This is a genomic window from Pseudomonas sp. AC193 (assembly GCF_979258075.1).
The window spans coordinates 2,302,566-2,316,081 of the sequence record NZ_OZ409832.1; the positions used below are offsets into that span (position 1 = coordinate 2,302,566).

Annotated in this window: 13 protein-coding genes; 11 read left to right on the forward strand and 2 right to left on the reverse strand. The window is 59.0% G+C overall.

Features of this window, described 5'->3' with window-relative positions; all coding sequences use genetic code 11:
* Positions 1-4: 4 nt before the first annotated feature.
* Entirely contained in the window at positions 5-1,162 is a 1,158-nt protein-coding gene (locus tag ACZZ0D_RS10540; RefSeq protein WP_401237909.1) for a response regulator, read from the reverse strand.
* A 310-nt stretch (positions 1,163-1,472) separates the two neighbouring features.
* On the opposite strand from ACZZ0D_RS10540, the gene ACZZ0D_RS10545 reads away from it, so the two are divergent.
* From ACZZ0D_RS10545 to ACZZ0D_RS10585, 9 genes are all read left to right on the forward strand, one after another.
* Positions 1,473-1,664, forward strand: a complete 192-nt coding sequence (locus tag ACZZ0D_RS10545; RefSeq protein WP_102899049.1) for a PLD nuclease N-terminal domain-containing protein — start codon at positions 1,473-1,475, stop codon at positions 1,662-1,664.
* Positions 1,665-1,861: 197 nt separating this feature from the next.
* Positions 1,862-3,007 (forward strand): AI-2E family transporter, encoded by a 1,146-nt coding sequence (locus ACZZ0D_RS10550; RefSeq protein WP_463553165.1) that lies wholly within the window; start codon positions 1,862-1,864, stop codon positions 3,005-3,007.
* A 32-nt stretch (positions 3,008-3,039) separates the two neighbouring features.
* Complete coding sequence (locus tag ACZZ0D_RS10555; protein ID WP_463553166.1) at positions 3,040-4,530, forward strand: efflux transporter outer membrane subunit; 1,491 nt, start codon at positions 3,040-3,042, stop codon at positions 4,528-4,530.
* Complete coding sequence (locus ACZZ0D_RS10560; protein ID WP_256671820.1) at positions 4,527-5,645, forward strand: HlyD family secretion protein; 1,119 nt, start codon at positions 4,527-4,529, stop codon at positions 5,643-5,645. Before ACZZ0D_RS10555 ends, ACZZ0D_RS10560 begins: the two co-directional genes overlap by 4 nt.
* Entirely contained in the window at positions 5,635-6,687 is a 1,053-nt protein-coding gene (locus ACZZ0D_RS10565; protein WP_463553167.1) for a DUF2955 domain-containing protein, read from the forward strand. Before ACZZ0D_RS10560 ends, ACZZ0D_RS10565 begins: the two co-directional genes overlap by 11 nt.
* Entirely contained in the window at positions 6,681-7,127 is a 447-nt protein-coding gene (locus tag ACZZ0D_RS10570) for a potassium channel family protein (RefSeq protein WP_401237903.1), read from the forward strand. The genes ACZZ0D_RS10565 and ACZZ0D_RS10570 overlap by 7 nt, the downstream gene beginning before the upstream one ends.
* 143 nt (positions 7,128-7,270) lie before the next feature.
* Complete coding sequence (locus tag ACZZ0D_RS10575) at positions 7,271-7,807, forward strand: family 16 glycosylhydrolase (protein ID WP_463553168.1); 537 nt, start codon at positions 7,271-7,273, stop codon at positions 7,805-7,807.
* A 148-nt stretch (positions 7,808-7,955) separates the two neighbouring features.
* Positions 7,956-8,975, forward strand: a complete 1,020-nt coding sequence (locus ACZZ0D_RS10580) for an acyltransferase family protein (RefSeq protein WP_463553169.1) — start codon at positions 7,956-7,958, stop codon at positions 8,973-8,975.
* Positions 8,976-9,089: 114 nt separating this feature from the next.
* Positions 9,090-9,992 carry a bestrophin family protein gene (locus tag ACZZ0D_RS10585; RefSeq protein WP_053120153.1) on the forward strand — a complete coding sequence of 301 codons (903 nt, stop codon included), beginning with the start codon at positions 9,090-9,092 and terminating at the stop codon, positions 9,990-9,992.
* A gap of 7 nt (positions 9,993-9,999) precedes the next feature.
* Here ACZZ0D_RS10585 and ACZZ0D_RS10590 read toward each other — a convergent pair whose 3' ends face one another.
* On the reverse strand, positions 10,000-11,019 hold the full coding sequence (locus ACZZ0D_RS10590) for a LacI family DNA-binding transcriptional regulator (protein WP_463553170.1): 1,020 nt from the start codon (positions 11,017-11,019) through the stop codon (positions 10,000-10,002).
* Positions 11,020-11,206: 187 nt separating this feature from the next.
* On the opposite strand from ACZZ0D_RS10590, the gene ACZZ0D_RS10595 reads away from it, so the two are divergent.
* Positions 11,207-12,400: a Gfo/Idh/MocA family protein gene (locus tag ACZZ0D_RS10595; RefSeq protein WP_463553171.1), complete on the forward strand. Its 1,194-nt coding sequence runs from the start codon at positions 11,207-11,209 to the stop codon at positions 12,398-12,400.
* A 19-nt stretch (positions 12,401-12,419) separates the two neighbouring features.
* The gene (locus tag ACZZ0D_RS10600) at positions 12,420-13,472 is read left to right on the forward strand and encodes a sugar phosphate isomerase/epimerase family protein (RefSeq protein ID WP_463554794.1); all 1,053 of its coding nucleotides are present in this window, start codon (positions 12,420-12,422) and stop codon (positions 13,470-13,472) included.
* Positions 13,473-13,516 lie beyond the last annotated feature (44 nt).

Consider the following 13,516-nt stretch of genomic DNA (forward strand, 5'->3'; position numbering starts at 1 on the left):
GGGCTCAGGGACGGTCGGCGATCTGCTCAAGCAGGGCTAACTGCTTGGCCATGTCCTGGTCGCTGTCGGCAAATTGTTCAGCAATGGCGCGGAACTGCTCGGCATTGGCGAGAAACGCGTCGCAGATGTCCGGATCAAAGTGCGAGCCCCGGCCTTCGCGGATGATTGCCACCGCCTGCTCATGGGACATGCCGGGCTTGTACACGCGGCGGCTGATCAGTGCATCGTAGACATCTGCCACGGCCATCAACCTGGCGCTGATCGGGATGTCGTCGGTGGCCACGCCTTGCGGATAGCCACTGCCGTCCCACTTTTCCTGATGACCGTAGGCAATTTCCTTGGCCAAATGAAGGAAGTCGACGTTGATGCCTAATTGATCCTCGGCGTGCTGGATGGCGTCGCGCCCCAACGTGGTGTGGGTCTTCATGACCTCGAATTCTTCCGGGGTCAGGCGTCCCGGCTTGAGCAGAATGCGATCGGGAATACCAATCTTGCCGATATCGTGCAGCGGCGCCGATTTGAACAGCAGTTTGATGGTCTCGTCGTCAAGGAAGTGCCGGAAGCGCGGGTGATTGCGCAACAGTTCAGCCAGTTGTTTGATGTAGTGCTGAGTGCGGCGAATGTGGTTGCCGGTTTCGTTGTCACGGGTTTCCGCCAGCGAAGCCATGGCGTGGATCGTGACATCCTGGATGGCGATCACCTCGCGGGTGCGGCGCTGCACTTCCTGCTCGAGAAATTCGTTCTGATTGCGCAGGAAATCGGCAACGGACTTGAGCTTGATCTGCGTCTCGACCCTGGCCATGAGCACGGGGGGAATGATCGGTTTGGTAATGTAATCCGCAGCCCCCAGGCTCAAGCCGCGAATCTCGTCCTCCGTGGCGGCCATAGAGGTGAGGAAAATGATCGGTATGTGGCGAATGCGGGCATCACGTTTGAGCTGCTCGGCAACGTCATAACCGGACAGGCCCGGCATCATGATGTCCAGCAGGATCAGGTCGGGCAGTGGATCCGCCTGCAGAAGACGCAAGGCCTTCTCACCGCTATTGGCGGCCTTGACCCGATATTTGTCCTTCAGCAACTCGGCGATCAACATCAGGTTGTCGGGGGTATCGTCGACCACCAGAACGGTCGCTGATGGATAAACGCCCTGAGTGCTATCCATGGTTGTTGGCTCCCTTGCCAGACAATTATTGAACGGGCGGATTTACACCATTCTTGCCGGTAAGCGTAACCAGAAAAACTGTAATTGCCAGTTGATGATTTGAAGGTCGGTTTGATGAATTAAAGGAACCCATTCGCCGAAAGCACCTACTCATTCGCGCCTGTTTTCGGCCAGAAGCAGAGCCGCGCAGGTCTGTCATGCCCATTTACGCGAGAAGCAAAAAGCCTGACCCGTTTTTTTTGCAGGCCCGACACTGCGTTGCGTTTTATGGCCTATCTTGAAGCGTAACTTCACTCGCAGGACTGCATGCATGGGCTCTTTCTTGTACGACCTTATCGCCTTCGTCATTTTCGTTCTGGATATCTGGGCAATCATCAATGTGGTGAAAAGCTCGGCAGAAACACCGAAAAAAGTTTTATGGGTGGCGCTGGTCGCGCTTCTGCCGGTGATCGGCCTGATCATCTGGGCAATAAAAGGCCCTCGTAGCGAAACACGGGTATGAGCCTCCAAAACGTTCAGTAGCGGGATCACCCCGCTATCAGGGGGCATAAGGTCTCCGGTATTCCTTTAAAAAAACACTCAAGCGATCCCCCCGACGGTTATAAATCTGCGGTCATGGGGATGGTTTTCTGATCGCCCAACCTTCGAAAAATCAGCGTCTATACTGCCTCCACGCGACGAACAGCAAGGGATTAGGCAATGTTAAACACAAACATTTCTGCAAGGGCGCTATCCGGTGGTTTGCTCGATGTGTTGATTCGCGCCGGACTGATCACGGTACTGGTGCTGTTCTGCTTTCAGATCTTTGAACCCTTCCTCAACCTGATGCTTTGGGCAGTGATCCTGGCGATCACCCTGTACCCGCTGCACACCCTGCTTAAGCGCAAATTGGGCAATAAAGATGGCCGCGCCGCGACGCTGATCGTCGTGGTCGCCCTGGCCTTGCTGATGGTGCCGATTTATCTGCTGGGCACCTCAATCACTGAATCGGTCGAAGGCGCCCTGGCAATTCTCAAGTCCGACACCGTGACCATTCCGCTGCCCAACGAAAAAATTGCCACCTTGCCGCTCATTGGCGAACGGCTCTATGCCTTCTGGTTGCAGTCGGCGACCGACATGAGCAGCGTGGTGATGAAGTTGATGCCGTACATCAAAACGATCGGCTTGACCTTGCTGGGCAAGATGGCTGGGGTTGGCGTGGGCTTTCTGTTGTTTATCGGTGCCCTGATCATCGCCGGTGTGCTGATGGCCTACGGCGACAACGGCGAACGCAGCGCCATCGCCATCGCCACCCGCCTTTCCGGCCCGGAACGCGGCCGGCGCATTGCGACACTGTGCACCGCGACCATCCGCGCGGTAGCTCAGGGCGTGGTGGGTATCGCCTTTATCCAGATGCTGCTGGTGGGCGTCGGCTTCGTGCTTATGGGAGTGCCCGGTGCCGGGCTGCTCGCCATGGTTGCGCTGTTGATGGGGATCATGCAGTTGCCGGTAATCCTCGTGACGGTGCCGGTAATCGCCTATGTCTTTGCCACTGACGGCACCACGCTCGGTACCGTCGTGTTTTGCATTTACAGCCTGATCGCCGGGATGTCCGACAACGTCCTCAAGCCATTGATGCTCGGCCGCGGCGTCGATGTGCCGATGCCGGTGATTCTGATCGGTGCGCTGGGCGGTATGGTCAGCGGCGGGTTTATCGGTCTGTTCATTGGGCCGGTGATGCTGGCGGTCGCCTATCAACTGTTCTGGCAGTGGATCGACGACCAGCCGCACATCGAGGTTCTGGATGAACTATTGAGCGTTGAGCCACCGCAACGTGGGTCAGCGAACGAGCTCCCGCTGGTCTGAGGCGCATGCGCTTGAAGGCATCTCCTGCCCGCATGAGCCGGTTACTGCTGTGTGCCGCCGTGGGCCTGAGTGGTTGTGTGCGTCTTGGCCCGGACTTCCAGTCACCGACCCAACCTTGGGTTGAGCACTGGAATACGCCGGCCTTGGCGCTGGCCAGCCAGCAACAGACGCAACCCGATAGCCGGCAGTGGTGGCACGTGTTTACCGACCCGGTGCTCGACCACCTGATCGCCGAGGCGGACGCGCACAATGCCGACCTCGAAGTGGCCGGCCTGCGGGTGATGGAGGCGCGCGCACAGTTGGGCATCGCGCTAAGTGGTCGCTACCCGCAAGTGCAACAGGTCAGCGCCGACAGCGCCTATGTCAAACGTCGCCAATGGGGCGGTGACAATCCGCAGGACAGCCATCTGTGGCAACACAGTGCGGGGTTCGACGTCGGCTGGGAACTGGATTTCTGGGGCCGGTTCAGCCGCGCCATCGAGTCGGCTGATGCGGCCTGGTTCGCCGCGCAGAGCAACTATGAAAACGCGCTGGTGCTGCTGCACGCGCAAGTGGCGCAGACCTACTACGCACTGCGTACCGCCGAGGCGCGCCTGCTGATCGCAAAGAACAACGCCACACTGCAGAAGCGCAGCTATGAGATTACCGAGCGCCTGTTTCTCAGCGGCAACAATGCCGAACTTGATCTGCAACAGGCCAAAACCCAGTACCTCGCGACCCTCAGCACCATTCCCGATTTCGAAGCGCAAGTCGCCAGCACACGCAATGCCTTGGCCACCCTGATCGGTCGCCCGCCGGGCGCAATGGCTGAACTGCAGACCAACACTGGCGTGGTGCCTTTGGTTGATCGTGCTGTGCTGCAAGACGTGCCGGTTGACCTGTTATTGCGTCGTCCGGATGTCCGTAGCGCAGAAGCCCAGGTCGCGGCCCAGTCGGCGCTGATCGGTGTCGCCGAGGCCGACCTTTATCCTTCTATCAGCCTGTTCGGCAGCATCGTCTGGTTCGCGAATTCCCTGGACGGCACGTCCAATACATTGGATCTGATCGGCGGCCCTAGCCTGCGCTGGAACGTGTTTGACCATGGCCAGATCACCAACAACGTGCGTGTTCAGGATGCCCGTCTGCAGCAGTTGATCGTCGTCTATCAGGACAGCGTTCGCCAGGCGGCGCGCGAGGCCGACGATGCGGCGACCGGCCTGATCAAGGCGCTGGAGCGCGACCGGATCCTCAGCGAAGCGTCGATTGCAGCCAGGCGTTCGGTATCTCTGGCCAATACCCAGTACCGCGAAGGCTATTCGGATTTCCAGCGGGTACTCGATGCCCAGGCCGCCCTCTTCGCCCAACAGGATAACTACCTGGTCAATCGCAACACGGCCATCAACAGCCTGATCGCGCTGTACAAGGCCGTCGGCGGCGGTTGGTACAGCGACCGTCCGCTGATCGATCCCGCCACCCGCCAACAGATGGAACAACGCACCGACTGGGGCAACTTGCTTGATGAAGGGAAGGAAGGTGTCAATTGAGTGACCGCCAAAACGAGAAAGAACAAGCCGTGCCCGCGCCTGCGGCGGATCCGGCAAAAAAAGCTGTCAGCGCTGTTGCCGCGCTCATTCTCCTGAGCCTGGTCTGGTACCTGATGGCCGACCGCTACACACCTTATACGCAGCAGGCACGGGTACAGACGTTTGTGGTTCCGGTGGCGGCGGAAGTCGCAGGCCGGGTCACCAAGGTCAACGTGCGCAACAACCAGGAGGTCAAGGCTGGCGACGTGTTGTTCGAGGTGAACCCGCAGCAATATCAGATCGCTGTCGACCGGGCGCGTGCTGACTTACAGACCACCCGCAGGCAGATCGGCGCCAACACTGCTGGCATCGACTCCAAGACGGCGTCGCTGAAAGCGGCCCAGGCTAACGAAGTCATGTCCCGCCAGGATCTGCAACGCCTTGAGCGTTTATACAAGGAAGACGCCGGAACCATCTCTCTGCGTCGATTGGAGGTTTCCCGTTCCACTCTGGATGCGGCCGTCGCCCATGTCGCGGCGGCGCGGGCAGAGGTCGAACGCGCCCGCGAAACCCAAGGGGGCGGCGACGAAAAAAATGCGCTGTTGCTCAGCGCAATCGCCACGGTGGACAAGGCCGAACTGGATCTGGCCAACAGCGTCGTGCGGGCCCGCTCCAACGGTCTGGTCACTGACCTGCGCACCGATGTCGGCCAGTTCGCCACCGCTGGAGCGCCCTTGATGACTTTGATCGCCATCCACGACGCGTGGGTCTCGGCGGATATGACGGAGAACAACCTCGGGCAGGTAAGGCCCGGCACCCCGGTGCGCATCGTGCTGGACGCACTGCCCGGCAGCGTATTCGAAGGCCATGTGCGCAGCGTCGGTTATGGCGTCAGTACGGGTCAGAGCACGCCAGCCGGCACCTTGCCCACGGTGCAGAACAGCCGTGACTGGCTGCGCCCGGCCCAGCGCTTTCCGGTGATCATTGAGCTTGAGCCAGGCCAGTTGAGCGATATCAGTGGCATCCGTGTCGGTGGCCAGGCCGAGGTGATGGCGTTTCCCAACGAGGGCAATCCGCTAAACGTTCTCGGTCGCCTGTTTTTGCGTGTGATGAGCTGGATGTCGTATGCCTACTGAGCAACAGATCCGCGCCCGGCGTGCCCTGCGACTGGCCACGGGCACGGCGCTTTGCCTGGCCGCAAGCTTCGGTCTGGCCCTGCCTATCCCTTTTATCGCACCGATGCTGGCGCTGACGATCCTGGCGGCGATGAACCGACCGCTGCCGTTCAAGGCCAGCCTGGGCCTGGCCCTGGTGCTGATGATCACCACCGGCAGCGGCTTGCTGCTGATACCGTTGTTGCAGTATTACGCGGCGGTCGGCGTGATGCTGGTTTGCCTGGGCCTGTTTCTGGTGTTCCGCTATGGCATGCGAGGCGGCAGCGCGCTGGTCGCGACCTTCATGGTGGTCGGCTTGACGATGATCAGCGCGGCCGGCGCCACCGACTTCGACCTGGCCCTGCAGGTGGTGGTCTCGTTGGTCAAAGGCATGCTGCTGGCGCTCACGGCGGTGTCGATCAGCCACTGGCTGTTCCCGGATCCCATCGATACACGACCACCCGCCCCCGCACCGACCCTGTCGGCAGATGAGGTCAACTGGCTGGCGTTGCGCGCCGCGCTGGTGGTGATGCCTGCCTTCCTGTTGGCGCTGATCGATCCGGCCAGCTACATGCCGATCATCATGAAGTCGGTCAACCTCGGCCAACAGAGCACCGTTACCAGCGCGCGATCTGCCGGGCGGGAACTGCTCGGCTCAACCCTGCTCGGCGGCCTGCTGGCGATTATCTTCTGGTTCGCCCTGGGCCTGTTCGTCAATCTGTGGATGTTCTTCCTGTGGATGCTGCTGTTCGGGCTGCTAGTGGCCCGAAAACTCTATGGGCTGAGCCCTGGCCGCTACACGCCGGGTTTCTGGCTCAACAGCCTGATGACCATGATCATTCTGCTCGGCCAGTCGGTGCAGGACAGCGCCGCCGGCAAGGATGTCTATACCGCTTTCGCGATCCGCATGGGGCTGTTCATTCTGGTCACGCTGTATGCCTGTGCGATGGTTTATCTGCTTGATAATCGCCGGCAACGTCGCAACGCCTCTAACCCAACCTCTACAGAGGATCGCACATGCTGATCAATTTCCTCGTGGGCCTGCCGGTGATCGTGCTCTGCGTGGTTTTGCAGGCGGTGTTCCTGGCCCTGTGTGCGCGGCGTTATGCGTCGCAGCGGCGCAAGATGAAGCTGTGCCACTCCAAGACAGATGACGTGCGTTTGTTGTCGATGGTCATGGTGGTGATGCTCATCGGCAACTATGTGCAAATGGCCCTGTGGGCCTTGCTGTTCCTGCTGCTAGGCGAGTTCAAAGACTTCACCAGCGCGCTGTATTTTTCTGGCGTGACCTTCTCCACGTTGGGCTATGGCGATGTGGTTCTGAGCCCGCAATGGCGCTTGCTCAGCCCGCTGGAGGCGGCTAATGGCATTCTTATGTTCGGTGTTTCCACGGCAATCATGACCGCTGCCGTCATGGACATCATCAAACATAACGCGACTGGCGAACAGGAGCGTTCGCCTTGAAACATCGCGCGATGCTGGCCTGCGCTACAGCGAAGACCGCTTCATGTGGACGCGAATCGCGGAAAACTGGGAGATCCACACGGTGTCGACGCCGGTAACGACGTGACGTTGCCAACCTGAACATCGTCTTCCGCAAAGAAAGCTTGCCCGACAAGTACGTCAAACTCGGTTTCAAGGACTACACCTCAGCGATGGTTCGCACCCTTGAACGCGGTTTTTACGGTTACTACGAAGCACGGGCCAAGCCGATGAACTCCGCCGGCTCAAGCGCATTCTGGCTGGCGTGGACAGGCATGATGGACAACGCCACCGAAATCGACATTTTCGAAATCGGCGGCAAAACCAAAAATGCCGCCCTCGACCGTTCGTACAACATGAACGCCCACTTATGGGCCACGCCGCAAAGCAGCGAACACATCGCCGACGGCAGCATTTGGCTGAGTCCATGGCGCCTGGCCGAGGACTTTCATGTCTACGGCTTCGACTGGCAACCCGACACCCTGCGCTGGTACGTCGATGGTGTGCTGGTGCGGGAATCGAAGAACAGCCACTTCTTCTTCCCCATGGAGATCGTCTTTGACAGTGAGGCGATGTGGAAGTGGTTCGGCATCGTCGATGACGCTGACCTGCCCTCCACCTTCGAAATCGACTACATCCACATGTGGCAACGCAGTCCATAGCCGTCTCATCAAACCGGGGGACGAATCGCCACGGCTTCAATCGCTTTCGCCTGGGGTCAAGTGTCAGTGACCAGAGTCGTCAGTTTCAATCAGCGCGAAAAAGTCTGGAGCGCCCTATATGAACAACCGACGGCTGCAGGAACTGGATTTGCTGCGCTTCCTCGCCGCTATCGCCGTCGTGATTTTTCACTATGCGTTTCGCGGCTATGCAAAAGGCGACATGTCAACAATGCCCTATCCCTGGTTGGCCGAGCCTGCCAAATACGGTTACCTGGGCGTCGAACTTTTTTTCATGATCAGCGGGTTCGTCATTCTGATGACCGCGTCGAGCAACAACCTCAGCGTATTTTTCATCTCCCGCGTCGTGCGCCTTTGCCCGGCGTTCTGGGTGTGCTGCACGCTTACGTTTTTGTTCACGTTAGCCATCGGCCAGCCACGCTTCTCGGCCGATCTATACCAATATTTGATCAACATGGCCTTTCTGAGCGAGATGCTGAATGTAGAACCGATCGATGGGGTGTACTGGTCACTGTTTGTAGAAATAAAGTTCTACCTGATGATTTCCGTCCTGTTGAGCGTGAAGAAAATAGACAAAATCGAACCGTTCCTCGTGGCCTGGCTGCTGGTTTCTGCAACAGCGGAAATACTGGTGTTGGAAAAGCTACGCTCGCTATTGATCACTGATTACGCCGCCTACTTCATCGCCGGAGCCACGTTCTACCTCGCGTGGGTCAAGGGTTTTAACACAACCCGGGTTCTGCTACTGCTGGGCGCGTTGGCGTTAGCCTGCTTTACCGCGCTGGTGTGGGCCGAATCGATCGAAACCAAATACTCGACTGAATACAACCCGCTGATCATCTGCGGTCTGATCGGCCTGTTTTTCATCCTGTTCTACTTGATCACGACCAACCGAACGCCTGCGATCAGTCGGCGCAACTGGACGGTGCTGGGTGCGCTGACGTATCCGCTTTACCTGCTCCATCAAATGATCGGCTTCATGATCTTCAACATCGCTTACCCGGCGGTGAACCCGCACCTGCTGTTCTGGGGCACCATCATCCTGATGATTGCCGCGTCCTGGTTCATCAACAAGAAAATCGAAACGCCGATTGCCCGTTTCATCAAAAGATACCTTTCAATCTCCTTCAAACGTGTCAGAGCCGATTAGCCGGCTTCCTGCACCCCTATCTATCATGCCCCCCTCCGCCCTCATCGAACCTTGCAGCGAAAACACCGTCCGAGCTAAGGCATCAATGCTTCCCGCTCGCCACGAGGTTTCCGTTTGAAAGCTGCCATCGTCAAAAAATACCGTTTGATCATCAAGACCCTGGGCTATGTCGGCTGGGCCTTGTTCTGGCTGTTGTTGTGGGACATCGCCGTCACGGTCGACTTCATGTTGTTTCTCAACGCCAAGCTGAATTTGCCGCTGATGCCCCTGACGTTATTGGGCTCGGCATTGATCGTGCTGATCAGTTTTCGTAACAGCAGCGCTTACAACCGCTGGTGGGAGGCGCGGACGCTGTGGGGTTCGATGATCAACAGTTCGCGCAGTTTTGCCCGGCAGGTGCTGACGTTGCTGGATGATCCCGGCACCGAGGTGAATCCGGTCAAGTCGACACTGCTGCGTCGTCACGTTGCTTACGTGAATTGCTTGGCGGCGCATCTGCAAGGTTTGCCTTGCCCTGAGGAAGTCCGGGCGTTTATTCCCGCTGACGAATTCGCCCGCAGCGGCACGACCAATAACTTCGCCAACGACATTCTCACCGGCTCCGCTGCGTTGTTGGCGCGGGAATACAAGGCCGGGCGTCTGGACAGCATTCGTCTGGCGCGGCTGGAGTCGACGCTGGTGGATCTGTCGAACAGTCAGGGCGGTATGGAGCGGATCGCGAATACGCCGCTGCCCTACCCTTATGTGTATTTTCCGCGGCTGTTTATCTCGCTGTTCTGCCTGATCGTGCCGGTGGGCCTGGTGGAGTCGCTGGGCTGGTTCACCCCGCTGGCCTCGACCGTGGTCGGGTTTATGTTGCTGGCGATCGAGCGCATCGGCACCGATCTGCAAAGTCCGTTTCGTCATAGCGAGCATCAGATTCAGATGGAAGCGCTGTGCGAAACCATCGAGAAAAACCTGCAGTCGATGCAACGCGATTCGTTGGGCGACGTGCGCCGGCACGGTGAAATTGCTTGAAGCTTGCTTAAACCGGCTGCGTTTTGCTAGCCGCGCAAGGGCCTGAACTGGCGCGGCCGGTGAACTCGAACGGCAGCACGACGTGGCGCTTGGGCAGCGGCTTTTTATCGATCAGCATGATCAGCATTTGCACGGCTTTCTCACCGAACGCCTCAGCGGGTTGCGAGATGGTCGTCAGGGGTGGATCGCAGTAGGCGGCCATCGGAATATCGTCGAAGCCCACCAACGAAATGTCCTCAGGCACGCGCAAACCCGCTTGCTTGATGCGTTTCAAGGCGCCGATGGCCATCTCGTCGTTTTCACAGAAAAGCGCAGTTGGCTTCGTGGCCATCGTGAGCATTTTCGAGGCGCCGACGAACCCGGCATTCAGGGTGAAGTCGCCATGGCAGACCAATTCCTCGTCGAAACCGATTCCGGCTTCGCGCAAAGCGGCCTGATAGCCGGCCAGTCGGTCGCGTGTCAGAGGACTGCTTCTTGAGCCTTTGATCAGTCCGATCCGCTGATGTCCCAGCGCGATAAGGTGTTGCGTCATTGCCTTGGCGGCCGCGAAATTATCCAGGCTGATGGTGGCGTGACGCCCGTCGCTGATGACTTCGCAGGCATTGACGATCGGCGGCAGATCCGCGCTCGAAGCCGCGGTATCAAAGGGATCAAACGCGCGCAGTTGAATCACGCCGTCCGCCTGGTGGGCATATACCAGTTCGGCGAATTGCCGCTCCACGGCTTCTTGCCCTTGAGTATCGCAAAGCAGCAGCCGATACCCGGCCGCCTGCGCCGCCTTCTGCGCCCCACTGATCACCCGTGCGAAAAAAGTATTGGCGATTGCCGGAACGAGGATCACCAGGTTGCCGGTTTTTCGCGAGCGAAACTGCACGGCCATCAGGTTCGGCCGGTAGTTGGCTTGTTCGACGGCAGCGTTGACCTTGTCGCGGGTTTCGGGGAGCACCCTTTCCGGTGATTTCAGTGTTCTGGACACCGTCGCCACGGATACACCTGCCAGTCGAGCCACCTCACGGATATTTGACACAAACGCCTCGCGTGTTCGGAAGATCGAGTGCGGCAGCTTACCGCACGTCGCGACAGGCGGAAATGTCCACTCCACATCGTCGCAGGATTTGACACTGCCGGAATTGAAGCCTAAATTTCCGGGCAGATGTAACCGGTTACATCACCACTCAAGCATAGTGAACAATTACCCCACCGAGACGAGTGACATGAGTTCAGCAGGTCGAAAAATAAGAATGGGTTTTGTCGGCGGCGGTGAAGGCGCCTTCATTGCTCAGGCGCATCGGCAGGCGGCACGCCTGGATGGCCAGTTCGAGCTGGTCTGTGGTGCCTTCAGTCGCACGCCTGAAAATAACCAGCGCACCGCTGCAGCACTGGGTGTGCCTGCCCAGCGCTGCTATGACACCTGGCAGGCGATGCTCGACGCCGAAAGTGTGCTTGCGCCTGAGCAGCGCATGGAATTGCTGGTGATCGTCACGCCAAACCATCTGCATGCACCGATTGCCAGTAAAGCGCTGCGCGCCGGTTTCCATGTGTTCAGTGAAAAACCTGCTGCGCTGGATCTTGCTGAACTGCAGTCGCTCCGACACGACGTCATCCACAGCGATCGAATCTACGGGCTGGCTCACACTTACCTCGGCTATGCGATGGTCTGGCAGGCCCGCGAAATGGTTCGCAGCGGTGTGATCGGCCGCCTGCGCAAGGTGCTGGTCGAATATCCTCAAGGCTGGCTCAGCGAAGATGTCTCCGGACGCGGCAATAAACAGGCGGACTGGCGAGATGATCCCGCGCAGTCCGGCATCGGTGGCTGCATCGGTGATATCGGCACTCACGCCTTCTCTCTCGCGGAGTTTGTCGCCGGCCAGAAAATTCAGTACGTCAGCGCAATGCTCAGCGCTCACTTCGATAACCGTCAGCTGGATGACGACGCCTCGATGCTGTTCAAAATGGCCGATGGCGCCAGCGGCGTGTTGATCGCCAGCCAGGTCTGCGCGGGAGAGGAAAACCCGCTGAAGATCCGCCTCTACGGTGATAAAGGCGGGCTGGAGTGGCGCCAGGAAGACCCGGCCAGCCTGATCCATCGCTCGATTGACCAGCCGATCCGCCTGTTGCGCTCAGGCGTCGGGCAACCCTGGTTGTGCGCCGACGCCTTATCGCGGATGCGCCTGCCCGCCGGGCATCCGGAGGGTTATCTCGAAGCGATGGCCAATCTTTATCGCGCACTGGCGCAATCGATTTTGCACAAAGTGCCAGGCCACGATGCGCCGGGCGTTCCCGGAATCAACGTTGGTTTACGCGGCATGGCGTTCATCGAGACAGCCATCGCCAACCATCGGGGTGACGCCAAGTGGAGCGAAATCCCCGACACCTACATCGCAGGAGAATCCTCAGATGAACGCTGAGTTGCGACAGACCAAAGGCATGCGCGGGCCGGGTATTTTTCTCGCCCAGTTCATGTCCAGCGAGAGCCCGTTCCATACGTTATCCGAGATCGCGCAATGGGCCGCCTCCCAAGGCTACAAGGCGATCCAGATACCGACCCTCGGCACGCAATTCATCGACCTTGAGCGAGCAGCCGAGAGTCAGGATTACTGCGACGAACTCATCGCCACCTGTGCGCGAGCCGGCGTGGTGATCAGCGAACTGTCGACGCACCTGCAAGGCCAGTTGGTCGCCGTGCATCCCGCGTTCGACGCCGTCTTCGACGACTTCGCCCCTGAACATTTACGCGGCCAGCCCAAGGCTCGCACAGAGTGGGCAATTTCCCAGCTCAAACTCGCCGCCCGTGCCAGTCAGCGCTTGGGCCTGACGGCTCACGCGACATTCTCCGGCGCCCTGCTCTGGCCGTTTCTGTACCCATGGCCACAACGCCCGGCCGGGCTTGTCGATGAGGGGTTTGCCGAGTTGGCGCGGCGCTGGTTACCGATCCTCGATTGCTTTGAAGCAGCGGGCGTTGATCTCTGCTACGAGATCCATCCTGGGGAAGATCTGCACGACGGCGCCTCGTTCGAACGCTTTCTCGAAGCGGTGAATCATCACCCGCGCGCGGCGATTCTCTACGATCCAAGCCATCTGCTTTTACAACAAATGGACTACTTGGGTTTCATCGATCGCTATCACGAGCGCATCCGCATGTTCCACGTCAAGGATGCCGAGTTCCGTCCCGACGCCCGCTCTGGCGTGTACGGCGGGTATCAGGGCTGGATGGATCGGCCCGGCAGATTCAGATCGCTGGGCGATGGCCAGATCGATTTCAAGTCGATCTTCAGCAAATTGACCCAATACGATTTCAGCGGCTGGGCCGTGCTGGAATGGGAATGCTGCCTGAAGGACGCCGCCCAGGGCGCCGCAGAAGGCGCGGCATTCATAGAGCAACACATGATCAAAAAGACCGAGAAGGCTTTCGACGATTTCGCCCGTGTGACGGCCGATCAGCAATCCAACCGACGACTGCTCGGCCTGGGCGATGACTGACGCCACAGCGGCTGGCCACTGACGTCTATCCAATAACGTCTATC

What these genes read in the sequence shown, in the direction of transcription:
- ACZZ0D_RS10540 (WP_401237909.1), bottom strand. Translation starts at nt 1,162, where the DNA reads ATGGATAGCACTCAGGGCGTTTATCCATCAGCGACCGTTCTGGTGGTC.
- ACZZ0D_RS10545 (WP_102899049.1), top strand. Translation starts at nt 1,473, where the DNA reads ATGGGCTCTTTCTTGTACGACCTTATCGCCTTCGTCATTTTCGTTCTG.
- ACZZ0D_RS10550 (WP_463553165.1), top strand. Translation starts at nt 1,862, where the DNA reads ATGTTAAACACAAACATTTCTGCAAGGGCGCTATCCGGTGGTTTGCTC.
- ACZZ0D_RS10555 (WP_463553166.1), top strand. Translation starts at nt 3,040, where the DNA reads ATGAGCCGGTTACTGCTGTGTGCCGCCGTGGGCCTGAGTGGTTGTGTG.
- ACZZ0D_RS10565 (WP_463553167.1), top strand. Translation starts at nt 5,635, where the DNA reads ATGCCTACTGAGCAACAGATCCGCGCCCGGCGTGCCCTGCGACTGGCC.
- ACZZ0D_RS10570 (WP_401237903.1), top strand. Translation starts at nt 6,681, where the DNA reads ATGCTGATCAATTTCCTCGTGGGCCTGCCGGTGATCGTGCTCTGCGTG.
- ACZZ0D_RS10595 (WP_463553171.1), top strand. Translation starts at nt 11,207, where the DNA reads ATGAGTTCAGCAGGTCGAAAAATAAGAATGGGTTTTGTCGGCGGCGGT.
- ACZZ0D_RS10600 (WP_463554794.1), top strand. Translation starts at nt 12,420, where the DNA reads ATGCGCGGGCCGGGTATTTTTCTCGCCCAGTTCATGTCCAGCGAGAGC.